Annotated in this window: 20 protein-coding genes; 8 read left to right on the forward strand and 12 right to left on the reverse strand. The window is 74.4% G+C overall.

The window, feature by feature from the left end; all coding sequences use genetic code 11:
* Positions 1–172 precede the first annotated feature (172 nt).
* From ACFZB3_RS34040 to ACFZB3_RS34065, 6 genes are all read left to right on the forward strand, one after another.
* Complete coding sequence (locus ACFZB3_RS34040) at positions 173–1,675, forward strand: glycosyltransferase (protein WP_391382331.1); 1,503 nt, start codon at positions 173–175, stop codon at positions 1,673–1,675.
* Entirely contained in the window at positions 1,672–2,397 is a 726-nt protein-coding gene (locus tag ACFZB3_RS34045) for a polysaccharide deacetylase family protein (RefSeq protein WP_391382333.1), read from the forward strand. Before ACFZB3_RS34040 ends, ACFZB3_RS34045 begins: the two co-directional genes overlap by 4 nt.
* Before the next feature lie 89 nt (positions 2,398–2,486).
* Positions 2,487–3,023 carry a MarR family transcriptional regulator gene (locus tag ACFZB3_RS34050; RefSeq protein ID WP_391382335.1) on the forward strand — a complete coding sequence of 179 codons (537 nt, stop codon included), beginning with the start codon at positions 2,487–2,489 and terminating at the stop codon, positions 3,021–3,023.
* 95 nt (positions 3,024–3,118) lie between these two features.
* Entirely contained in the window at positions 3,119–3,496 is a 378-nt protein-coding gene (locus tag ACFZB3_RS34055) for a DoxX family protein (protein WP_362658653.1), read from the forward strand.
* Entirely contained in the window at positions 3,497–3,964 is a 468-nt protein-coding gene (locus ACFZB3_RS34060; protein WP_391382338.1) for a redoxin domain-containing protein, read from the forward strand.
* Between the two features lie 57 nt (positions 3,965–4,021).
* Positions 4,022–6,379, forward strand: coding sequence for a SpoIIE family protein phosphatase (locus ACFZB3_RS34065; RefSeq protein WP_391382340.1), 2,358 nt, complete (start codon positions 4,022–4,024; stop codon positions 6,377–6,379).
* Between the two features lie 15 nt (positions 6,380–6,394).
* On the opposite strand, the gene ACFZB3_RS34070 is transcribed toward ACFZB3_RS34065, so the two are convergent.
* Together ACFZB3_RS34070 and ACFZB3_RS34075 are read right to left on the reverse strand one after the other, a co-directional pair.
* On the reverse strand, positions 6,395–6,829 hold the full coding sequence (locus ACFZB3_RS34070) for a cupin domain-containing protein (RefSeq protein WP_391382342.1): 435 nt from the start codon (positions 6,827–6,829) through the stop codon (positions 6,395–6,397).
* Positions 6,830–6,983: 154 nt separating this feature from the next.
* Complete coding sequence (locus tag ACFZB3_RS34075; protein WP_391382344.1) at positions 6,984–7,814, reverse strand: aldo/keto reductase; 831 nt, start codon at positions 7,812–7,814, stop codon at positions 6,984–6,986.
* A gap of 148 nt (positions 7,815–7,962) precedes the next feature.
* Here ACFZB3_RS34075 and ACFZB3_RS34080 point away from each other — a divergent pair, with 148 nt between their 5' ends.
* A complete protein-coding gene (locus tag ACFZB3_RS34080) occupies positions 7,963–8,937 on the forward strand; it encodes a TauD/TfdA family dioxygenase (RefSeq protein WP_391382346.1) in 975 nt (324 codons plus the stop codon).
* Position 8,938: 1 nt separating this feature from the next.
* On the opposite strand, the gene ACFZB3_RS34085 is transcribed toward ACFZB3_RS34080, so the two are convergent.
* The 10 genes from ACFZB3_RS34085 to ACFZB3_RS34130 form a co-directional block, all read right to left on the reverse strand.
* Positions 8,939–9,970, reverse strand: a complete 1,032-nt coding sequence (locus tag ACFZB3_RS34085; protein ID WP_391382348.1) for an LLM class flavin-dependent oxidoreductase — start codon at positions 9,968–9,970, stop codon at positions 8,939–8,941.
* A gap of 77 nt (positions 9,971–10,047) precedes the next feature.
* Complete coding sequence (locus tag ACFZB3_RS34090) at positions 10,048–11,550, reverse strand: metallophosphoesterase (protein WP_391382350.1); 1,503 nt, start codon at positions 11,548–11,550, stop codon at positions 10,048–10,050.
* Between the two features lie 64 nt (positions 11,551–11,614).
* Positions 11,615–12,418, reverse strand: coding sequence for an MBL fold metallo-hydrolase (locus ACFZB3_RS34095; RefSeq protein WP_391382352.1), 804 nt, complete (start codon positions 12,416–12,418; stop codon positions 11,615–11,617).
* Between the two features lie 48 nt (positions 12,419–12,466).
* Positions 12,467–13,438 (reverse strand): 2Fe-2S iron-sulfur cluster-binding protein, encoded by a 972-nt coding sequence (locus ACFZB3_RS34100; protein ID WP_391382354.1) that lies wholly within the window; start codon positions 13,436–13,438, stop codon positions 12,467–12,469.
* Positions 13,428–14,870 (reverse strand): glutamine synthetase family protein, encoded by a 1,443-nt coding sequence (locus ACFZB3_RS34105; protein WP_391382355.1) that lies wholly within the window; start codon positions 14,868–14,870, stop codon positions 13,428–13,430. The genes ACFZB3_RS34100 and ACFZB3_RS34105 overlap by 11 nt, the downstream gene beginning before the upstream one ends.
* A gap of 5 nt (positions 14,871–14,875) precedes the next feature.
* Positions 14,876–16,228: a Rieske 2Fe-2S domain-containing protein gene (locus tag ACFZB3_RS34110; RefSeq protein ID WP_391382356.1), complete on the reverse strand. Its 1,353-nt coding sequence runs from the start codon at positions 16,226–16,228 to the stop codon at positions 14,876–14,878.
* Positions 16,221–17,171, reverse strand: a complete 951-nt coding sequence (locus ACFZB3_RS34115) for a hypothetical protein (RefSeq protein ID WP_391382357.1) — start codon at positions 17,169–17,171, stop codon at positions 16,221–16,223. Before ACFZB3_RS34115 ends, ACFZB3_RS34110 begins: the two co-directional genes overlap by 8 nt.
* Entirely contained in the window at positions 17,168–19,126 is a 1,959-nt protein-coding gene (locus ACFZB3_RS34120; RefSeq protein ID WP_391382358.1) for a primary-amine oxidase, read from the reverse strand. Before ACFZB3_RS34120 ends, ACFZB3_RS34115 begins: the two co-directional genes overlap by 4 nt.
* Complete coding sequence (locus ACFZB3_RS34125) at positions 19,123–20,805, reverse strand: gamma-glutamyltransferase (RefSeq protein ID WP_391382359.1); 1,683 nt, start codon at positions 20,803–20,805, stop codon at positions 19,123–19,125. Before ACFZB3_RS34125 ends, ACFZB3_RS34120 begins: the two co-directional genes overlap by 4 nt.
* On the reverse strand, positions 20,802–21,455 hold the full coding sequence (locus ACFZB3_RS34130; RefSeq protein ID WP_391382360.1) for a cyclase family protein: 654 nt from the start codon (positions 21,453–21,455) through the stop codon (positions 20,802–20,804). Before ACFZB3_RS34130 ends, ACFZB3_RS34125 begins: the two co-directional genes overlap by 4 nt.
* Before the next feature lie 134 nt (positions 21,456–21,589).
* On the opposite strand from ACFZB3_RS34130, the gene ACFZB3_RS34135 reads away from it, so the two are divergent.
* Positions 21,590–22,285, forward strand: a complete 696-nt coding sequence (locus tag ACFZB3_RS34135) for an FCD domain-containing protein (RefSeq protein ID WP_391382362.1) — start codon at positions 21,590–21,592, stop codon at positions 22,283–22,285.
* The last annotated feature ends 22 nt before the right edge of the window (positions 22,286–22,307 follow it).

Genomic DNA, 22,307 nt, shown 5'->3' on the forward strand with positions numbered 1-22,307 from the left:
CGTTCGAGCCCACAGCCTACCCGGACTGCTACTACGGCATGTAGAACCGGGGTCGACCGGCGCTGAGCTGGACGAAAGCGACCTACTACAAGTTGTACGAGTTCACCTACTACATGTTGTAGAGTTTCGCCGCTCCACTCCACCTGCGGAGTCTCTGCGGAGGAACCCACCCATGCCCCACCTCGGAAGTACGGTGCATCTGCGCGCCCTTGCGGCTGCCACCCTGCGTACCCGGCCCGCCCGCGCGCCCCGGCGGGTGATCCCGGCCGAACGCGTCGTGATCGTCTCCGCGAGCATCGGCGCGGGCCACGACGGCGCCGCCCGCGAACTCGAACGCCGGCTGACGGCGGCCGGTGTCACGGTCGACCGGTACGACCTGCTCGACCTGCTGCCCGCCCGGCTCGGCCGGGCCGTGCGCGACGGCTACCACCGGATGCTCGTCCGGGCGCCCTGGATCTACCAGCGCGTCTACACCAGCACCGAACGCGCAGGCGGCGGCGGCCCGCTGGCCCGCGCCCTGCTGCGCACCGCCGAGAACCGCATGCGCGCCGCGCTCCCCGCCGACACCGGCGCCGTCGTCTCCACCTATCCCGGCGCCAGCCGCGTGCTGGGCAGCCTGCGGCTGGCCGGCCGCCTCGACGTGCCGGTGTTCACCTATCTCACCGACTTCTCCGTGCACCCGCTGTGGGTGGCCGCGGGCGTCGACATCCATCTCGCCGCCCACGCCGTACCCGCCGCGCAGGCCCGCGCCCTCGGCGCCCGCGACGTACGGGTGGGCGGCCCGGTGGCGGACCCGCGCTTCCGCCCCGCCGACGCCGGCCGGCGCCGGGCGGCCCGGGCCCGGTTCGGGCTCCCCGCGGACGCCCCGCTGGCGCTGCTGGTCGCCGGCTCCTGGGGGGTCGGCCCGGTCCGGCAGGTGGCCCTGGAACTGCGCGACTGCGGCGCGGCGGTCCCGGTCGTCGTCTGCGGCCGCAACGAGGCGCTCGCCCGGCAGTTGCGCGCCGACGGCATCGAGCACGCCTACGGCTGGGTCGACGACATGCCGGGCCTGATGCACGCGGCCGACGTGCTGGTGCAGAACGCGGGCGGTCTGACCTCGCTGGAGGCCTTCGCCGCCGGTCTGCCCGTCGCGAGCTACCGCTGCATACCGGGTCACGGCCTGACCAACGCCGCGGCGCTGGACGAGGCCGGGGTCGCCGCCTGGATCCGCGACCCGGCCGAACTCAAGGACGTGCTGGCCGACTTGATCGACGGCCCGCGCGGCCTGCTGCAACGCGAGGCGGGCCGCGCCCTGTTCGCCGCCGCCGGGGCGGGCCCCGCGGACGAGATAGCCCGGGCCTGCCGCACGCCCGGCCCGCTGCCGGTCCCGCTCGGGCTCGACCTGCCGGCGCCGCGTCCGGCGGACCCGGTCGCGCCTCGCGGCGGCGCCCCGGCTCACGGCGGCACGTCGGTTCCCGGCGGCGCGAGCCGGTCCGCCGCCCCGCGCGAGCGCCGTCCCGCCGTCCGGCGCCTCGCCGCCAGCGCGGCCGTGGCCTGTGTCCTGTGGGCCGGCGCGGTCGGCACCGCGGTCGCCACGACGGGCAGCGGGCCGGGCGTCATCCACGCCATCGGCCACACCCTGGACCTCGACGACGTCCATCTCGACAGCCCGCACCAGGAGGACCGCCACTCGTGAGCACCCCCGTACGGCTCCTGCGCACGGCCGCCCTCGCCGGCCTCCCGGCGCTCGCCCTGCACGCCGCCCCCGTGATCTCCACCTTCGGACCGCTGCGCAACCGCGTCATGCCCCGCCTGGCCGGCCGGGGCCGGGCGGACCACGTCGCCCTCACCTTCGACGACGGCCCGGACCCGCTGTCGACCCCGTTCTTCCTGCGCGCCCTGGACGAGCGGGGGGTCCGGGCCACCTTCTTCCTGCTCGGCTGCCAGGCCCGCCGCTCGCCCGGCCTGGTCCGGGAGATCGCCGCGGCCGGGCACGAGATAGGGATCCACGGCTGGCTGCACCGACCGCTCCTGCTGCGCGGCCCCCGCGCCACCCACGACGACTTCGCCCGGGCCCGGGACACCGTGGGCGCGCTCACCGGGCAGGTGCCCCGGCTGTTCCGGCCGCCGTACGGGGTGATGTCCACCGCGGCCCATCTGGCCGCCCGCCGGCTCGGCCTCACCCCGGTGCTGTGGACCTGCTGGGGCGAGGACTGGACCGCCCGCGCCACCCCGGACTCCGTCCACCGCACGGTCGTCCGGGACCTGGCCGGCGGCGGCACGATCCTGCTGCACGACTCCGACTGCACCTCGGCACCGGGCGCCTGGCGTTCGGCCCTGGGTGCGCTGCCACGCCTCCTGGACAGCTGTGACCAGCGGGGACTCGCCGTCGGGCCGTTGCGCGAGCATGGAATCTGACAACCGGCGCGTACGCGCCGCGAAGTACGGTGGGTAGACGCGGGCAGTAATTTACTTGAGTTACGCAACGAGATGGTAAACTGGTCGGTATGCCCACAGAACCGCTGCCAGACGTCCCCGCCGCCACTGCGGAGGTCGTGGAGATCGAGCGCGCCCTGACGCGCATCACCTACCTGAGCACCCGGGCCCGCCAGCACGAGCGGCTCATGGCCCTGGCCGGCGTGCCGCTGGACCGCGCAGCGGTGGCCCTGCTGCGCCAGGTCGCCGACTCCGAGCCGCTGCGCCCGGGGGAGCTGGCGCAGCGGCTCGGCGTCGAGGCGTCCCACGTGACCCGCACGGTGCAGCAGCTCCAGAGGTCGGGCTACGTGACCCGCGTCCCCGACCCCGACGACCGCCGCGCCCAGCGCATCGAACTCACCGACGCCGGCCGGTCCGCCGTCGACCGGGTCCGGGACGCCGGGGCGCGCGGCATGCAGCTGGCCCTCAACGGCTGGGATCCGGAGGAGCTGCGACAGCTGGCCACCCTCTTCCACCGCATGGTCGACGACTTCCTGGCCTACGCGGTCGAGGACGAGCCCGGCCAGGAGGCCGCCGAGGCGGTGCCCACGGTGCCCCGGGCCGGGTAGGCGGCGGTACGCACCCCGAGCCGACGGTCGACCCGGCGCGGAGCGGGCCGGTACCCCCCGGTAATATCCGGCGGCAGGTCGTCAGAGGAGGCTTCGTGGCCCGGTCCGAACGTTCACCCCTGCTGCTCGCGGGACTGCTCGCCACCGCGGGCGTCGCCCACTTCGCGGTGCCGAAGCAGTTCGACGCGACGATCCCGAAGGCGCTGCCGGGATCCCCGCGGGCATGGACGTACGGCAGCGGGGCCGTGGAGCTGGCGCTGGCGGCGGGGATCGCCCTGCCGCGGACCCGGAAGGCGGCGGCCCGGGCGGCGGCCGCCTTCTTCGTAGGTGTGTTCCCGGCCAACGTGCAGATGGCCGTCGACTGGCAGAAGCGGCCCGAGCCGCTCAGGACCGCGGCACTCGCCCGGCTGCCGCTCCAGATCCCTCTGGTGCTGTGGGCGCGCGGGGTCGCACGCAACGAGGAGGGCCGATAGATGGCGGCACCTGTCGAGGTGGGAAGCAGGATCGAGGACTTCGCGCTGCCGGACGAGACCGGTACCACGCGGACCCTCACGGAGCTGCTGGCCGACGGGCCGGTCGTGCTCTTCTTCTACCCCGCCGCCCTGTCCGCGGGCTGCACCGCCGAGGCCTGCCACTTCCGGGACCTCGCCGCCGAGTTCGCCGCCGCCGGCGCCCGGCCCGTCGGGATCAGCGGGGACAGCGTGGAACGCCAGCAGGAGTTCTCCGGCAAGCACACGCTCGGCATGCCGCTGCTCTCCGACACGGACGGCGCCGTCCGGGAGCTGTTCGGCGTGAAGCGGGGCTTCTCGCTCGCCCCGACCAAGCGGGCCACCTTCGTGATCGCCCAGGACCGTACCGTCCTGGAGGTCGTCCGCAGCGAGCTGCGCATGAACACCCACGCCGACCGGGCCCTGGCCGCCCTGCGCGCGCACCAGGACTGACCCGGCGGCCCCGGTCCGCGCTTGATGCGCCGGGACACAGGTCTCATCCTGGGGCGTATGGAGCGTGTCGCTGCCGCGGCGATCATCGATGCCCTGGGCCGGGTGACGGGGTGGAGCGAAGGTGCGCGGATGCTCACCGGGCACCGGGCGGAGGAGGTCGTGGGCAAGCCCGCCACCGACCTCCTCGCCGAGCAGGTCCCCGCCGGGGCGCTGGCCGCCCGCGCCGGGACCGTCGTCCTGCGGCGCGCCGACGGACGCCGTACGGAGATCGCCCTGACCGCCTGCCCCGTCCTCGGCCCCGACGGCGGCACCACCGGCTACGTGCTCACCGCCGACCCGCCCTTTCAGGCCGACCCCACCCTCGCCGGCCAGGCCTTCCAGCAGGCCTCCATGTCCATGTCGGTCTTCGACGTCCAGCAGCGCTACCTCCGCGCCAACGAGGCCGCCTGCCACGTCATGGGCGTCCCCGAGGCGGCCCTGCTCGGCCGCTTCTTCCCGGACACCGTCGAGGAGGCCCCGCACAGCGAGGGCTTCCTCCGCCATCTGCGCCAGGTCGTCGAGACCGGCCGGCCGGTCCGCTACGAGAGCTTCACCGGCGCCCCCGCCCTGAACCGGGAGCACGCCTGGAGCATCGAGATGTGGCCGCTGCGCGACCCCGCCGGCGAGCTCACCGCCGTCGCCCTCGCCGCCTTCGACAGCACCGAGCAGTACCTGGCCCGGCTCCGGCTCGCCCTCCTCAACGAGGCGGCCACCTCCATCGGCACCACCCTGGACGTGGTGCGCACCGCCGAGGAACTCGTCGAACTCCTCGTCCCCCGCTACGCCGACTTCGCCAGCGTCGACCTCCTCGACTGGGTCCTCGGCGCCGAGGAACCGCTCACCGTCCCGGAGGGCGACATCGCGCTGCGCCGGGTCGCCCACGGCTCGGTGACCGAGGGCACCCCCGAGGCGGCCGTACGGCTGGGCGAGACCGAGGCGCACCCGCCGGTGTCACCGCCGGCGCGGGCGCTGCGGGAGCGGCGGGCGGTGGTCAGCCAGGCCGGCGAGCCCGAGTTCCGCCGCTGGGTCGACGAGCGCAACGCCCGCTCGCCGGCCGGTCGGCCCTACCGGCAGGGCGTCCACTCCATGATCGCCGTACCGCTGCAGGCCCGGGGCGTCCTGCTCGGTGTCGTGGTGGGCGTGCGCATGCGCCATCCCGACGACTACGTCATCGACGACACCGTCTTCGCCGAGGAACTCGCCAGCCGCGCCGCCGTCTGCATCGACAACGCCCGCCGCTTCGCCCGCGAGCGCTCCACCGCCCTCGCCCTCCAGCACAGCCTGCTGCCCCGCGGCCTGCCCCAGGTCGCCGTCGAGGTCGCCCACCGCTACCTGCCCTGCGGATCGCAGGCCGGCATCGGCGGCGACTGGTTCGACGTGATCCCGCTCTCCGGCAGCCGGGTCGGCCTGGTCGTCGGCGACGTCGTCGGCCACGGCATCCGCTCCTCCGCCACCATGGGCCGGCTGCGCACCGCCGTACGCACCCTCGCGGACGTCGACCTGCCCCCCGACGAACTCCTCACCCACCTGGACGACCTGGTCACCCACCTAGCCGCCGACGGCTCCGGCGAGGAGGTCGCCGAACTCGGCGCCACCTGCCTGTACGCCGTCTACGACCCCGTCTCGCGGCGGCTCGGCCTCGCCGCCGCCGGGCATCCGGCGCCCGCGGTCGTCCTGCCGGGCGGCGAGGCCGAGCTGATCGCGATGACCGCGGGGCCGCCGCTCGGTGTCGGCGGTCTGCCCTTCGAGGCGGCGGAGCTCGAACTGCCCGAGGGCGCCGTCGTCGCCCTCTACACGGACGGCCTGGTCGAGGACCGCGACCGGGACGTGGACCGCGCCACCGAGGAGATGTGCCGCGCCCTGAGCGCACCCGCCGACTCCCTGGAGGACCTCACCGACAACGTCCTCAAGGCCGTCATGCCGGAACAGCCCGCCGACGACGTCGCCCTGCTGCTGGTCCGCACCCGCGCCCTCGGCGCCGACCGGGTCGCCACCTGGGACGTGCCGCCCGACCCGGCCCAGGTAGCGCACTTCCGGCAGGCGGCCACTGAACAGCTCACCGCCTGGGGCCTGGACGAGGCCGCGTTCGTCACCGAACTCGTCGTCAGCGAACTCGTCACCAACGCCATCCGCTACGGCGAACCGCCCGTCCAGCTGCGCCTGATCCGCGACCGCGCGCTCATCTGCGAGGTCTCCGACGGCAGTTCCACCTCACCGCACCTGCGCCGGGCGCACGCGTACGACGAGGGCGGCCGCGGCCTGCTCCTGGTCGCCCAGCTCACCCAGCGCTGGGGAAGCCGGCAGACGGGCAGCGGCAAGACGATCTGGGCCGAACAGCCGCTGCCCGAAGGCCCGTTGACGGTCGCCGACGAGTGACCGGGCCGCTCGGCTCTACTCGAAGTCGCAGCCCGGGTTCGGCACCGACTCCGCGAACGGCGAGCCGTGCGGCAGGACGTACAGCACGTCCAGGACCAGGTCGGTGTCGCCGAGGTTGGCGCCCAGGTGCACGTCGCCCGGCCCACCCGACTCGTACACCGTGCCGCCCCGCCGGTAGACGCCGTCCTCCTTGCAGTCCGAGTGGAAGTGGCTCAACGTGCCCTTCTGGACGTACCCGTAGACCGGGCCGTCGTGGTAGTGCCAGCCGGTCGTCTGGCCGGGCGGGACGGTGATCTCCCGCAGGACGTAGTCCGTGTCCCCGACGGTGGTCTGGCTGATCACCCTGCCGGTCACACCCGGACCGGCGGGGGTGGCATGGGCGGTGCCGCAGGTCAGCAGAGTGCCGGCGGCCACCGCCCCGGCCATGGCGGTACGGAGCGCGGTACGCATGTGTGGGGGCCTCCTGAACCGAAGATCGAGTACCTCCGCGAACATAGGCCCCCGCAGGGCCGGCCGGGGCAGGAACGGCTCGATCCGGCTACGCGCGGGGGGGCGTTGCCGCACATCCGGCCGGGCCCCGCCCGAACGGGCCCCGAACGCCGGCTCAGAACTCCTCGTGGCCGGCCGGGTCGCCGCCGAGTCGCCGGTGGGGCCGCCCGGAGACGGCCGCCATCTGGGCGGCGTCCAGTTCGAAGCCGAACAGGTCCAGGTTGGCGCGCTGCCGTTCGGCGTCCGCCGACTTCGGAATGGGCAGGGCACCCAGCTGGACGTGCCAGCGCAGCACCGCCTGGGCGGGCGTCACCCCGTGCGCCGCCGCGACGGCGACGACCGCCGGATCCTCCAGGAGCCGGACGTCCCGGCCGAGCGGGCTCCAGCTCTCGGTGACGATGCCCTTCCCGGCGTGGAAGGCCCGCAGCCCGTCCTGCGGGAACAGCGGGTGCAGTTCCACCTGGTTCACCGCGGGCAGCACCCCGGTCTCCTTCTCCAGCCGGGTGAGGTGCTCCTCGGTGAAGTTCGACACGCCGATCGAGCGCACCAGACCGTCCTCGCGCAGCCTGATCATCGCCCGCCACGAGTCGACGTACCGGTCGACCCGGGGGTTGGGCCAGTGGATCAGGTACAGGTCCACGTACTCCAGACCCAGCCGCTGCCGGGACTCCTCGAAGGAGGCGAGGGTCTCCTCGTAGCCGTGGTGGCGGCCCGGCAGCTTCGTCGTCACCACCACCTCCTCGCGGGGAACCCCGCTGCTCGCGAGACCCCGCCCGACCCCGGGCTCGTTGCGGTAGTTCACCGCGGTGTCCACGAGCCGGTAACCCAGCCCGAGGCCCTGCCGGACGGCCTGCTCGGCCTGCGCGTCGTCCATCGGCCAGGTGCCCAGACCGGTGACGGGGACCGTCGTGCCGTCGTTGAGCGGGTACGCCGGAACACTGACCACGATGTGACCTTCCCTCGACTGTGTCGTATCCCCAGCCTCGCGGACCGGGCGGGCGATGATCAACCCGGCCCGGGTGTTCCCTTCCGCGTCGCACGCCGGGCTGTCACGATCTTCCCTGGACGGGTACCGACGACCACGCGGAGTACGCATGACGACCGACCGGGGTACGGCAGGACGGGCACAGGGCGCCGCCGGAGCCGGGGTGAGACCCGTCGCCGGGCACATCGGGGCCGAGATCACCGGCGTCGACCTCACCGGCGAACTCGACGACGCCGTGGTCGCCCTGATCCGGGAGGCCGTGCTGCGCTGGAAGGTCGTCTTCTTCCGGGACCAGCGGCTCGACCATGCCGGGCATGTCGCCTTCGCCCGTCGCTTCGGCGAACCGGTCGTGCTCGGCCGGCGCGGCAGCGCCTCACCGGCCGGCTTCCCCGAGGTGGAGACCACCGCCGACCGGCTGGAACTCGGCGGCCGGTTCGGGATGGAGCACGAGGAGTGGCTCCAGCGGCGCCGGCACACCCTGCTGCGCGGCTGGCACTGCGACCACGGCGCCCGCATCGACCCGCCCGCCGCGACCATTCTGCGCGCCGAGACCGTCCCGGCCTACGGCGGCGACACCACCTGGGCCAACCTGGCCGCCGCCTACGCCGGGCTCTCCGCGCCGGTGCGCGCCTTCGTCGACGGCCTGCGCGCCGAGCACCGCTTGGGCGTCGGCTACCAGCCCCGCCCCGGGGACGACTCCTACCTGCGCCACCTTCTGGACCATCAGGTCGCCTCGGTGCACCCGCTGGTGCGCGTCCACCCGGAGAGCGGGGAGCGGGTGCTGTACGTCAACGGGTACTACGTCGAGCAGATCGCCGGCGTCTCCCGCCCGGAGAGCGCCGCTCTGCTGGAGATGCTCCTCGAACAGGCGGTACGGCCCGAGTACACGGTCCGCTTCCGCTGGGAGCCCGGCAGCGTCGCCTTCTGGGACAACCGGGCCACCATCCACCTCGCGCCGAGCGACAACGCCCACCTGGGCTTCCCGCGCGTCATGCACCGGGTGATGCTGCACGGCGAGGTGCCGGTCGGGGTGGACGGCAGGCCGTCGGAGCCGGTGACCGGCACGCAGGCGCGCCGCTGGTGACTCAGGCGGTGGCCGCGGGGCGGCCGAGCGCCGGGCCCAGGTGGGTCGCCATGTCCGTGAGGATCTGGACGTAGTCCTCGTGCTCGAACGTGAACGGCAGGGCGAACGCGACCTCGTCCACCTCGCGGAAGGCGGCGTGCGCGTGCAACCGCTCGGCGATCTCCGCCGAGGTGCCCACGATGTCCGGCGCGAAGAGCAGCCGCCCGGGACCCTGCGGAGCCGTGGTGCGGGGCAGCCGCTTGGCGGCGTACGCCTCGTACCTGGCGCGCTGCTCCGGCGTGGCGGAGTCGGTGGGGATGACCACCAGCCCCTGGGAGACCCGGGCCGCCTCGCCGTCCGGGTGATGGGCGCGGAACTCGCGGATGTGCGAGAGCTGGATCTCCGCAAAGTCGTACGGCCCGTCCGGCTCCGTGGCCCTGACGACACTGCTGGTCAGGAAGTTCATGCCGTGCTCGCCCGCCCAGCGCGCCGAGCCGAGGCTGCCGCCGCCGTACCAGAGCCGCTGCCCGAGCCCGGCGGAGTGCGGCTGGACGACGTCGGAGAACACCTCGAAGCCCTCCACCCCGCTGAAGTCGGTGGCCGCCTTGCCCCGGACGAAGTCCAGGAGCCGCCGCACCCGCTCGTAGCTGAAGTCCTCGGCATCGGCGGTGTCCGGGTAGAGGGCCTCCTTGACCTGCTCGTAGTGCATGGGCGGGCCCACGCTCACCCCGGGGTTGAGGCGGCCGCCGGACAGCAGGTCGACGGTCGCCAGGTCCTCGGCGAGCCGCAGCGGGTTCTCCCAGCCCAGCGGGATCACCGCGGTGCCGAGCTCGATCCGGCTGGTGCGCTGCGAGGCCGCCGCGAGGACGGCGACCGGGGACGATATGCCGTACTGGAGGTGCCGGTGGCGCACCCATGCGCTGTCGAAGCCCAGCCGCTCGCCCAGCTCGATGATCTCCAGCGTGGACTCGTGCCCCCGGCCCGGATCCGCGCCGTCGAACAGGCCGATGGTGAGGAAGCCCAGTCTGCGCAGGGGGCGGGGGGTGGACGGCACGGGTCCTCCAGCGGTCGTACGTCAGTTCTGCCCTGATTGTGACACCCGAACATTGCGGGAGTGTGATCAGCCGCGGATCAGGTCAGGGGGATGGCGACCTCGTCCTCGACCGGCGGGTCCAGCTCCTGCGGGCGGTTGCCGGTGGCGGCGAAGCAGCGCAGCCGCACCGCCTCCGGGCTGACGTCCAGGCGCAGGAAGCACTTGAAGAAGGGCGGGGTGTAGGTGGCGGAGCCGGGGGAGAACAGCTGGGTGTAGATCTTCTTCACCGGCAGCCGGAAGCGCGGGCCGCGGTCCGGGCGGCTGCCGGCGCCCAGCAGCGTCGCGACCAGGCGGGTGCGGCGGGTGACCCGGGTGTCCGGGGCGGGCGTGCGGCCGGGCCGGATGCCGAGGCGCTCGGCGATCACGGCCGTCGCCTCCGCCTCGGTGAGGGTGAAGAGGCGGCGCAGCCGCAGCCGGCGGCCGTACAGCCGGCTGTAGAAGGCGAGGGAGTCGCCGCGCAGCGGGTAGCAGCGGAAGTCGTCCTCGGTGACGTTCGCGATCGACACCGGGGGGATGGTGTGGGTGGCGTGCATGAAGGCACCGCCACCGCCCGCGACCACGTACTGGATGGTGCGCCCGGCCACGTCGACGGGGTAGCGCTGGTAGTTGTGGATGTCGCCGCCGATCGCCGCCACGTAGTGGTGGGCCGGGTCGCGGACGATGTCGTCGACCGTGCCGCCGCCCTCGATCGCACACGGGTGGTGCTCCCCGTCCACGTACAGCGGGGAGCCGGTGACGAGGATCTTCGGACGCGGCCCCCGGGACACCTCCCGCAGCCAGGCGCCCTGTTCGGCGTCGATCGTGCCGAGCAGGCCGGTGTCGATGCCGACGATCCGGACCGGCCCGGCGTCGATGGCCCAGTACGGCCCGGGCTGCACGGCCGTCTGCCCCTGACTCGGCCGCAACTTCCGGGCCTGCGCGAGGAGTCGCTCGTCCGCAGGGCGGGGCCGGTGCCACAGCAGGGCGCGCCACCAGGCGCGGGTGAGCGGACGCGGCCCCGGTTCGGCCGGGAGCGCAGGGGCGTCGTCGCAGAAGACGCGCATGAACGCGCCGAGGTCCTCGTACCAGTCGTGGTTGCCGGGTATCGCGTAGATCGGCGCCGGATAGTCCCGGTACGGGCGGAAGAACTTGGTGCCGTAGTCGTCGGCGGTGCCGACCGGATAGATCACGTCGCTCGCGATCACCGCGAAGTCGGTGTCCTGACCCGCCTTCAGGAACCCGGGCACGACGGCGTACTGGGAGTCGTCGCCCTCGCCGGTGTCGCCGATCACCATGAACGAGAACCGGTCCGCCTCAGGACGCCGGATCACCTTGTCGGCGGGTGCCCCGGCGGCCGCCTGCTGCGCCACCCAGCGGCTGCGGGTACGGCCGGTCGGGTCGCCGAACCAGGACGCCAGCACCCCGTTGCGGGCGGCCCACATGGTTTTCGGGTTGAACCAGAACAGCCTCTCGACATGGTCCGGCATCAGCCGGCGGTAGGCGCCGCGCTCGGCCTCGCCCCAGCCGGCGCCTTCTGCGGTCTCGCGTGAGGAGTCAGACACGCGGGGAACGGTACAACGATCAACGGGCGGTCGCGGGAAGGGGGGTTGACCGGCCCCGCGCCGGTCAGAGCGGGCCGCCCGTCAGGCGCCGGATCAGCTCCGGCCAGACGACCGGATCGTGCCCCGGAACCAGCTCGTAGCCCTTGTCCGCCGCCAGTCGCCTGAGGTGCCGGATCGGCCCGAGGGTCGCCTCCGGCGGTACGCCGATCGACGTTCCGGCAGGGCGTTCCTCGGCGATGTTCTCGGTCAGGTCGGCAGCGTCGCAGGTGAACACGTACCCTCCGCCGTCGGCGAGGTCCACCACGAAGCTCTGGTGGCCGGGGGTGTGACCGGCGGTCAGGACGGCCGTGACGCCCGGCGCGATCTCCCGGTCGCCGTCGGCGAGCCGCCAGTCGATGCGGGTGTCGTCGAAGTCCACCCGGAAGATCGTCTCGCGCTCCACCTCCGGCCGTCCCGACAGGCCGAACTCCAGCTCGGCGCGCTGGATGTGCACGGGCACCCGGCCCGCGAAGTGCTTCAGGCCGCCGGCGTGGTCGGCGTGCAGGTGACTGACGGCGACGGCCGTGATCTCCTCCAGCGCGACGCCGACGGCGGCCAGCGCCGCCGGCAGGGGCTCCCCGGGGCCGGGGAGTTCCGGCTGGTAGGAGGGCGAGGGGTAGTAGCGCCGGCGCAGCGCGGGGTCGCGCAGCAGGGCCGTGTTGAAGCCGGTGTCCAGCAGCAGCCACCCGTTCGCGGTGTCCAGCAGGACCCCCGGTACGGGCTCACGCACCCGTTCCCCGCGCGGTGCGCCGTGCACCGACACCGATCTGGGCAGGTCCTCCCAGCCGAGGAGAAGGGGCAGGACGCGCCGTACGCCGCGTCGGTTCATCGTGCACCGTCCGTTGTCGGGGTTTCAGCGGGGGTTTCAGCCGGGGTGTCAGAGGTCCAGTTCGAGGACCGTCGAGGCGGCGCGGCTGACGCAGATCATCATCGTCGTGGCCGTCGCCCGCTCCTGCGGCCCGATCACCGAGTCGCGGTGGTCCGGGGTGCCGGCCAGCACCGGCGTCTCGCAGCTGCCGCAGTAGCCTTCTTCGCAGGAGTAGGGCACGTCCGGCACACGGTCCCGTACGACCTCCAGCACCGACCGGTCCGCCGGCACCGCGAGCCGCAGCCCCGACCGGCGCAGCACCACCTCGAACCCGCCACGCTCCCTCCCCTCCTCCGCTTCCACGGCCGGCCCGAACCGCTCGACATGCAGCGGACGTGCCGGAACCGCGGTGCGGCACAGCTCGGACACCGCGTCCAGCATCGCCGCGGGGCCGCACGCGTACACGGCGTGGCCGGGCGGGGCGGCGGCGAGTTCCGCGGCGAGGTCGGGCAGGCCCGCCTCGTCCCGGGGGACCAGCCGGACCCGGCTGCCGCCGAGCGCGGCCAGCTCCTCGGCGTAGACGAGACGGGAGCGGTCCCGGGCGCCCAGCACGAGACGCCACGGCAGACCGGCGAGGGCCAGCGCACGGGCCATGGGCAGCAGCGGGGTGACGCCGATGCCGCCGGCCAGCAGGAGATACCCGGGGGCGGGCAGCAGCGGGAACCGGTTGACCGGGCCGTCCACCGTCAGCTCCCGGCCCACGAGCGCCGTTTCGTGGAGCTCCCGGGAGCCGCCCCGGCTGTCCGGCGCACGCTGCACGGCGACCGTCCAGGCGGTGCGCTCCCGCGGATCCCCGCACAGCGAGTAGGCGCGGCGCAGACCCGACGGCAGGGTCAGCTCCACATGGGCGCCGGGCTCCCACGGAGGCAGCGGCAGGCCGTCCCGCCGGGCCAGCCGCAGCTCGACGACCTCCTCGGCGATCCAGCGGGCCTGGCGGACCAGAAGGCGTGCGGAGGCCGGTGCGCGCGGGTCAGAAGACACGGAAGTACTCCCGTTGTTCCCAGTCGGTGACCTCCTGGTCGAAGCGGGCGATCTCGGCCCGCTTGACGCTCGTGTAGTAGGCCACGAAGTCCTTGCCCAGCCGCTCGGTCAGCTCCCGGTCGGCCGTCAGCGCGTCGAGCGCCTCGCCCAGGGAGCGCGGCAGCGGCTCCGCCCGGGTCGCGTACGGCTCGTCGGCGGCCGGGCCCGGGTCCAGACCGCGCGCCACTCCGTCCAGACCGGCCGCCAGCTGGGAGGCGAGGTACAGATAGGGGTTGGCGGCCGGTTCCCCGATGCGGTTCTCCAGCCGGGTGGACGACGGACCGTCGCCCAGGACCCGCACCATCGCGCCCCGGTTGTCCCGCCCCCACACCGCCCGGTCCGGTGCCAGCGACAGCGACCTGAACCGCTTGAAGCCGTTGAGGGTGGGCGTCGACAGCGCGCTGGTGGCCCGCGCGTGGCGCAGCAGGCCGCCCAGGAAGGCGCTGCCGTACGGCGACAGCCCCGGCCCGGTCCCGCTGCTGCCGCCGGCCCCGGGCTCCGGGGCGAAGACGCCCGCGTCGCCGCGCACCATGCTCTGGTGCAGGTGCCAGCCGCTGGAGAACACCCCGGGCAGCTGGGGTCGGCACATGAACGTCGCGTGGTGGCCGTGCCGGGCGGCGACCTGCTTGACGGCGCTGCGCAGCAGCACCATCGCGTCCGCCGTGCCCAGCCCGTCGGCGGGCCGCAGGGTCAGCTCGACCTGGCTCGGCCCGAACTCGACCTCCAGGGTGCGCAGCGGCAGCCCCAGTTCTTCGAGGGTGCCGCGCAACACGTCGAGCATCGGGTCGAGTTCGTCGTAGCGCAGCTCGCTCAGGTACTGGTAGCCGTGGTTGAGCATGCCCACCTCGGGCGCCGCGCCCGGCTGGCCCAGGTCGGCCGCGCCCAGTCTCGGGTCGTCCAGCCGGAACAGGTGGAACTCCACCTCCAGGCCCGTGCGGTAGGTGAGCCCGTCCGCCTGCGCCAGCACCGAGCGCAGCAGCCCGCGCGTGCACAGCGGCACCGGGGCGCCGGAGGCGAACCGCAGGTCGCACAGCAGCCAGCCGGTGCCCGGCGACCACGGCAGCATCCGGAAGGTCAGCGGGTCGGGCACCATCACCATGTCGGCGGCGCCGCGCAGTTCGGGCAGCCCGAGCGGGGTCTCCCGGGTGAACAGCGGGAACACGGTACGGCCCGAGGTGTCCTTGGCCAGCAGGGACGAGGCGATGCCGGTGCCCTCGCGCAGCACGGCCGGCACCTCGGAGGCGGTGACGGTCTTGCCGCGCAGCAGCCCGTGCTGGTCGGCGAAGACCAGCCGCACCACCTTCAGCCCGCCGCCCGCGGCACGGTCGCGGATCTCCTCGGCGGCGGCCGCCTGCCCGGCCGTCCACCCCGCGTGACGTTCGACGAAGTCCACCGCGCTCAGCCGTCCGTTCCGGCCGCCTGCGCCCAGCCGCTCTCGGCCCGCTGCTTCGCGGTCACGGCGGCCCAGTGCTCGGCCCAGCCCTCGGTGGGCCCGACGCCGTCGAGCGTGACCGGACCGCGCAGCTCGGCCGCACGGTCCGCGGGCAGCACCAGCGGCGGGTCCTCGCCGCGCTCGACCGCGGATATCGCCTCGCCCAGCATGCGCCGGTACATCACGATCGCCTTGTCGGAGCGGCCCAGGTGCTCGCGGGTGCGGTCCTGGACCGCGCCCTGGCCCTCCACCGCCCACTGGTCGTGCACGTTGATGTCGGTGCCGAGCCCGGTGTACGTCGTGGTCAGCTGCTCGGCGGGGTCGTAGCCGTACCCGTTGGAACGGCCGTAGCGCGGGCGGTAGTCGGGCAGGGTGACCGCGCCGACCCGCTGCCGGCGCATCTCCGCCCGGTCGACGGGCCCGCCGACGCTGGTGAACTGGGCGTACCAGTAGCAGGAGGTGTCATCGATCGGCACATGCCACTGGGTGATCGCGGTCTCCGCGTCCAGCGGGATGTGGAAGCCGTGCGGGAACACCTGGTGGGTGACCCGGACATGGGTGCGGCTGCCGTCCATCGGGCGTCCCTCGGTGTCGGTGCCGTCCAGCGTGCGCAGCGCCGTGATCCGGATGCCGTACGGGGTGCGGACGGCGTCGATGTCGGGGCGGCCGTACTCCCGCAGGATCTTCGTCATCGGCAGGCCGGTGCCCCGGGACGCGGCCCGGAACTGCTTGCCGTAGCTCTCCGAGGGGTCCTCGTCCTGGAAGAAGCGGTGCAGGTACGAGGCGTGCGCCGGGTCGATGCCGACCTCCAGCGCCTGGAGCCAGTTGCACTCCAGCAGGCCCTTCCAGGCGAAGGTGTGCCCGGCGGGGGCCTCGAAGCAGTCCAGCGCGGGCAGTTCGGGCGGCTCGCCGGGGCCGAGGTAGCCCCAGACCACGCCGTTGATCTCGCGCACCGGGTAGCTGCCGAGCCGGACCCGGGCGGCGAGGCCGCCGCCGGCCGGTTCGGCGGGGGTGTCCAGGCAGGTGCCGTCCCGGCCGAAGAGCCAGCCGTGGAAGCAGCAGCGCAGCCCGCCGTCCTCCAGCCGGCCCAGCGCCAGATCGGCTCCCCGATGCGGACAGCCCCGGTCGACCAGGCCTGGCTCGCCGTCCCCGTCCCGGAACAGGACGAGGTCCTGCCCCAGCACCCTGGGGGCCACCAGGGGCCGTACGCCGTCGAGTTCCTCGCTCAGGGCGACGGGCTGCCAGTAGCGGCGCATCCAGCTTCCGGCGGGCGTACCCGGGCCGGTCCTGGTGAGCCGCACGTTCTCTTCCTCACGCATCTGACGCCTCTCTGTCCCGGTCACCGGGACCGTAGCGATGGAAGGATCCATTGAATAGATAATTGGATCCAATATTTACGTAGGTGTAACAGCCCTTCCGGCGCCGGGCGTCGAGCACGCACGCCGCTGCCATGACCGCGTCGGCGGCCGCCATCAGCAGGCCCGCCGCGCCCCGTCCGTCCGCCGCCATCAGCACGTCCAGCGGCAGCACGGCCAGGTGCGCGACGAGGAACGGCCCGCGCAGGGCCACCGGGTGACGGCAGAGCAGCACGCCCGCCGTCACCCACGAGAACGACCGTGCGAGCTCGATCCCCGGCCCGTCGAGCCCGTGCAGGGGCGGCAGGTGCCAGGCGTACGCCGACACCGTCCAGACCACCGCCCCCAGCGGGGCCCCGGCGCGCTCCCGCGAGGACGGCGGCCCAATCGCTCCGGCGGCGTGCGCCAGCAGCGCCGGCCCCAGCACCGCCAGCGACTCGAAGCGGACCATCGCCCACACGTGCGCGTCCGCCCCGCCCGGTGCCCGTACCAGCAGCAACGGGACGGCGAGCACGACCGCGGCCGCCGCGGCGGTGAGCACGCACCGTCCGGTCAGCCGCCGCGCGCCGGGCACCAGGACGGCCCGGAGCGCGGGCCACGACACGGCCAGCGTGACCGCGAGCACCGCACCCACGAGGCCCACGGCGGCCGTCGGATCCGACGGGCCGTACCCGGTGCCCGCCGCCGCGTGCCCCGCGTGCCCGCCGTCTGCCGGGGAGGCGCGGGCGGTGAGCAGGGCGGCGCCCGTCACGACGAGGACCGCGAGCGCGGTGAGCGACCGGTGCACCGGGGCCGCGCCCGGCGACCGACGCGCCACGTCCACGGGCGCGCCGGGCAACCGGTGTGCCCGGGCCGGGGAAGCAGCGGGCCGGCGGTGTGCCGCGACCGGCCCGTCGGCGGTGGTCATCCGGTGCAGCAGTGCCCGCCGTCCGCGTCCGCCGCGGTGGCCGGCGGGTGGCAGACGGCCGGAGCCGGGACGTCGAGGGCGGGATTGCGGTCGAAGAACCCGTCCGGTTCGAGCCGCAGCCGCGCCCGCGCCACCGGCATCACCGGCCACTCCTCGGGACGCGGGAAATGGTGCGAGCCGACCGTCGCCCACAGCACCAGCTCCGTGCCGTCCAGCGAACGGTCCTCCTGCTGCCAGCGGTGCACCCCGTCCGCGCCCGGTTCGGCCTGGTTGGGGTACTCGCCGGCCACGAACCGCCGCGCCGGGTCGTACTCCGTCGCCCACAGCTGCTTCGCCACGAACGGCGCCCGCCGCGCGCACACGCTGTCCGGACGCACCGGCAGCACCGCCGTGTTCTCCACGTGCACCCGGTACGCGGTCGGCTCGCCCATCCGGTTGCGCGCCTCGGTGCTCTCCACCCGCCAGTGCAGGGCCCGCGAGGCGTCCGTGCACCGCCCGCCCTCCGCCTCGCTGAGCACCGGCCGCAGCACGGTCCGCGCCGCGTTGCCGTACGGGTCGAGCGCCGGGTCGCTCTCGTGCTCGGCGGTCACCTCGACCAGCCGGTTGGCCGTCCCGTCCACCGCCATGTCCAGCCGTACGGCGAAGAAGTGCTGGTGGTTGGTGACCGCCACGTTGGGCGCGACCCGCCGGGCGTACGGTGTGTCCTCGTCCGCCGTGACACCGGTCGCGGAGAGGATGCCGGTCATCTTGATCTCCAGCATGACCGAGCCGTCCTGGTACAGGGACCAGTAGAAGCCGTAGTCATAGTTGGCGACCGTGGCGAACGCCGAGATGATCAGGCGGCGGGAGCGGCGCACCTCGGTGCGGCCGGTGCGCCCGTCGTGGTGCTTCCAGAGGATCCCGTCGTCCTCCTCGTGCATGCAGACCGCGTTGGGGACGACCCGGGGCACGCCGTCGCCGCCGAGGACCGCCGCGTCGAAGTAGTGGATGACGCCGAGGCAGTCGCAGCCCAGGGCGAGGGAGTTGGTGAGCGGCCCGGCGCCGTACTCGCCCCAGTCGAAGAAGTTCTTGCGGTACTGGGTGGAGGCGGTGTCGAAGTACGGCACGTACATCTCGTTGACCGAGGCCCGGCGGATCACCTGACGCCGCCCCCGGCCGCCCGCGTCGAAGCTCAGGTCGTGCAGCACCAGGCCCTCGCGGTGACTGAAGCCGACCCGCACCGACCAGCCCTGCCAGTCCACCCGCTGCCCGGTCACGGTGAAGCTCGGCCCCTCGGGCTGGACCACCTCCAGCGGCCTCAGGCCGGCCCGCTCGGGCACGGTCCCGGCGGCGAACACCCCGGACTCCGCCGACAGCGGCACCACCCCGTGGTCCTCGATGTGCAGTACCTCCATCGACTCCATGTCGATGATCGGCACCACGCCCTGCACGGGCCGCGCGTAGCCGTTGTCGTCCTCGGACTCGCGGTGCCACACGCTGCCCCAGGTCAGCCTGCGGCCCGGGTACTCGGGCGGTTCGAAGCCGCCGATCGACTCCGGGTCGACCATCACCAGCGACACGTCGTGGATGCCGCGCAGCGCGAGCGCCTCCCGGAACCGTGCGTCCGCCCGGCAGGCGGCGGCCGCCTGCCGGGCCTCCTCCGACGAACAGCCGGGGCTGCGTACGTCCAGCTCGCGCCAGGCCGTGGCGTGCGGCTTCTCGCCCAGCTCCAGGTCGACCTCGTAGCCGGCGTGCGCCGAGGGGCAGATCACCACCGCGCGCGCTCGCCGGGCGTCGCCGGGCCGGGCGGTGCGCGCGTGGTGCTCGTCCAGGGCGACGCCCCAGAACCGGGCGTCCTCGGTCACCCGGGCGTCTTCCTTCAACGCCTGCACGGCGGCGGCCAATTCGGCGACGGTCAGGGGATCCAGCGGGTGCGGCGCGGCGGCGGGCGCGGGACGGGGCGCGAGGGTGCTCATGCGGGGGTTCCTTCCGGGGTGGTGCCGGTGGTGCGGGTGGTGCCGGTGGCGCGAGTGACGTCGGGGGTGCCGGGGCTGCCGGGATCCAGGCGGACCGTGCCGCCGTCGGCTCGGGGGTCGGAGGCGGCGTCCAGGCGGCCGTCGTGGCGGAGCCGGGCCACCTGGACATGGCCGGCCAGATCGCTCGGACCGGGTGCGGTGACCACGGGAAGTCCCGGCGACGCGGCGGGCGTCGCCGCCGGGACCGAGCCGGGTTCGGCGAGCAGGGTCTGGTCCTCGAAGCCGATGTCCCTGGCGCCGATCACCCAGCGGGGCTCCGCCAGTACGGCCGCCGGGTCGGCGTCCGGGTCCGCGAGCCCGGGCAGGGTCTGGGCGAGGATCTGCGGCTGGGCCCGGCCGCCCTGGCAGCCCGCCGCCAGCAGCAGCGCGGGCGAGCGGCCGATCACCGGGCACAGCGTGTGCGGCGGGCGCGCACCCGGGCGCAGCAGGCCGGGGTGCCCGGGGAGCAGGCTGAACGCCGAGCCGCGGTTGTGCAGCACGATCCCGGTGCCCGGGTCGCAGAGCCCGGAGCCGAAGGTCTGGTAGACGCTCTGGATGAGCGAGACCGCGAGTCCGGTGGAGTCCACGGCGGTCACCGCGACCGTGTCACCGGACGGCCGGAACGGCGGTCGTGGCGGGAGCGTTCCGGCCAGCGGCGCCGGGTCGAGCAGCCCGTCGAGGTCCAGCTGCCGGCCGCGCGGGTCGCCGAGCAGCCGGTCCCGGGCGGCGGAGGCGTCCTGGCAGCGGGCGGCCAGCAGCCGGGTGTGCTCGGCCGCCGAGGTCCCGGGGCCGGCGGCCGCCACGGACAGCAGGGCGGGCAGCACGACACCTTGACTGGGCGGGGGCGCGGCCCACCAGCGGACCTCTGCCGCCCGGACGCCCGCCGGCCTCGCATCCGAAGGCCCGCCATCCGCCGGTACGGCGCCCACCGGCTCGACGACCACCGGCTCCGTGAACTCCGCCCGGTGCGCCGCCAGGTCGGCGGTGGTGAGCGGGCTGCCGAGGTCGCGGAGTCCGGCGGCGAGCGCCTCGGCCACGGCGCCCCGGTAGAACGACCACGGGTCGTCGGCGAGTCCGTCCAGCACCGTCGCCAGCCGGGGCTGGGGCAGCGGGTCGCCCTCCGCCACCGCACGTCCGTCCGGACCGGTCAGCAGCGCGGACAGGCCCGGATCGGCCTTGATCCGCGCCTCGTTGTCGCGGACCGCGCGCGCCAGCCCGGCCGAGACCGTCGCCCCCGAACGGGCGAGCCTGGCGGCGTCCCGCAGCGCGGCGGCGAGCGAGCCCGGCGTGCCGTACGCCTCGGCGAGCGCCGCCCAGCCCGCCACCGCGCCCGGCACGGTGACGGTCCGAGGACCCTGGCCCGGCATCCGGGAGTCCGCCGCGCGCAGCGCCTCGACGTCGGTGCCCGCCGCGGCCGCCCCGACGGACAGCAGTGCGCGCACGGTGCCGTCCGGGGCGTGGACCAGGGCGATCAGGTCGCCGCCGAGGGAGCACTGGTGCGGGTAGACGACGGTCAGCGCGGCCGCGGCGGCCAGCGCCGCGTCCACGGCGTTGCCGCCGCGCCCGGCCGCCCGCCGGGCCGCGTCGAGCGCCGCGGGGTGCGGGGCGGCCAGGGCCAGTTCGCCGCCGGCCGGGGTCACGCGGCGTCCCGGGGGAGCAGCAGGGTGCGTGCGGGGGCCGCCTCGGCGCCCTGCAGGGGCACGGGCAGCGACAGCATGTCGTAGACCCCGGCGGGAGCGTGCAGCAGATCGACCACCTCCAGGATCAGCACGTCGGCACCGCACAGCAGTTGGTGCGTCTCCCAGTGCGTGGTGTAGGCGACCGCCTCGATGCTGAGGTAGTCGATGCCCGCCGTGCGCACCCCCGCCTCGATCAGCCGCTCGGCGCCGTCCGGGGCCAGGCCGACCCACTGCCGGGCCTTCCACGGACTGCGCAGCACACCCGCCGAGTTGCTGGTGCGCAGCAGCACCCGCTCCTCGGTGCCGAGCCCCGCCGCGTCGAGGTCGGCGGCGGTGATCTGCTCCTTCACATGGGTGAGGTCGAGGACCCGGGCCGTTCCGTTGAGCGCGGACAGGTCCAGCCGGTCCACGGTCCTGCCGCCGTCGACGAAGTGGGCCGGGGCGTCGATGTGCGTTCCGGTGTGGGCGCCGATGCGCCAGCGGCTGACGTTGGACGGATCGCCCGCCGTCCGCGACTCGACGACCTCCATCTCGGGCCGCCTGCCCCAGTGCAGCATGCCGGGGTGGATCGGCACGGAGACGTCGATGGCCTTGGTCACATCGAGGTGCATGACACGCTCCTATTGGATGCGGATAGTCTGTAAATGGATCCAATGTCGATGAACAGTGGACGGCGGCGGCGTGACAGACTGCTGCACCACCGCGCGGCTCCCGTCAGCCCCCGAGAAGGGTGAGACCCACTCCGATGACGCCCCAGACCGACGAAGGCGCCCTCGTCGACGACATCGCTGCCCGTATCCGCGCGCGGATCATGGACGGGGAGCTCCCGATCGGGAAACCGCTGCGCCAGGCCGCGCTGGCCGCCGAGTTCGGGGTCAGCCGCACTCCGGTGCGCGAGGCGCTGCGCCAGCTGCAGAACGGCGGGCTGATCGAGATGCAGCCGCACCGCGGGGCGGTCGTGCGGGTGCCCGCGCCGTGGGAGGTGCGGCAGGCCTACGAGGTGCGCGCGGAGCTGGAGGCCCTGGCCGCCCGGCGCGCGGCCGCCCGGATCACCGACAGCCAGCTCGCCGAGCTGCGCCGCCACAACGACGTGCTGCGCGCGGCGGCGACGGGTGCCGCTGCCGCCGCGGGCGCGCCGGACACCACCCAGGCCAACGACTGCTTCCACACCGTGGTCTGCCAGGCTGCGGACAACCCCTGGCTGAGCCGGATGATCGACCGGATCAACGAGAGCTTCCCGCGCAACGTGTCCTCGCTGGCGCTGGCCGGTGACGAACGCCATCGTCAGCTGAACGTCCGTCAGCACGACGCCGTGGTGGCCGCGTTGACCGACCGGGACGAGGACCGGGCGCAGGAGGCCATGCGCGAACACGTCATCAGCGCCGGCGAACACCTGACCGCCTGGTACGAGCGGCGCTCCCAGACCGTGTTCCACGGCTGACCCGTCGACGGCGGCTCGGGCA

The organism is Streptomyces sp. NPDC008092, from assembly GCF_042957285.1.
In the GTDB taxonomy this organism is placed as follows: domain Bacteria; phylum Actinomycetota; class Actinomycetes; order Streptomycetales; family Streptomycetaceae; genus Streptomyces.

Bases quoted from the DNA above. Each gene is read 5' to 3' on its own strand.
- ACFZB3_RS34050 (WP_391382335.1), top strand. From the start codon at position 2,487: ATGCCCACAGAACCGCTGCCAGACGTCCCCGCCGCCACTGCGGAGGTC.
- ACFZB3_RS34120 (WP_391382358.1), bottom strand. From the start codon at position 19,126: ATGAGCACCCTCGCGCCCCGTCCCGCGCCCGCCGCCGCGCCGCACCCG.
- ACFZB3_RS34130 (WP_391382360.1), bottom strand. From the start codon at position 21,455: ATGCACCTCGATGTGACCAAGGCCATCGACGTCTCCGTGCCGATCCAC.
- ACFZB3_RS34135 (WP_391382362.1), top strand. From the start codon at position 21,590: ATGACGCCCCAGACCGACGAAGGCGCCCTCGTCGACGACATCGCTGCC.
- ACFZB3_RS34110 (WP_391382356.1), bottom strand. From the start codon at position 16,228: ATGCGTGAGGAAGAGAACGTGCGGCTCACCAGGACCGGCCCGGGTACG.
- ACFZB3_RS34080 (WP_391382346.1), top strand. From the start codon at position 7,963: ATGACGACCGACCGGGGTACGGCAGGACGGGCACAGGGCGCCGCCGGA.
- ACFZB3_RS34040 (WP_391382331.1), top strand. From the start codon at position 173: ATGCCCCACCTCGGAAGTACGGTGCATCTGCGCGCCCTTGCGGCTGCC.
- ACFZB3_RS34065 (WP_391382340.1), top strand. From the start codon at position 4,022: ATGGAGCGTGTCGCTGCCGCGGCGATCATCGATGCCCTGGGCCGGGTG.
- ACFZB3_RS34070 (WP_391382342.1), bottom strand. From the start codon at position 6,829: ATGCGTACCGCGCTCCGTACCGCCATGGCCGGGGCGGTGGCCGCCGGC.
- ACFZB3_RS34095 (WP_391382352.1), bottom strand. From the start codon at position 12,418: ATGAACCGACGCGGCGTACGGCGCGTCCTGCCCCTTCTCCTCGGCTGG.
- ACFZB3_RS34060 (WP_391382338.1), top strand. From the start codon at position 3,497: ATGGCGGCACCTGTCGAGGTGGGAAGCAGGATCGAGGACTTCGCGCTG.
- ACFZB3_RS34115 (WP_391382357.1), bottom strand. From the start codon at position 17,171: ATGACCACCGCCGACGGGCCGGTCGCGGCACACCGCCGGCCCGCTGCT.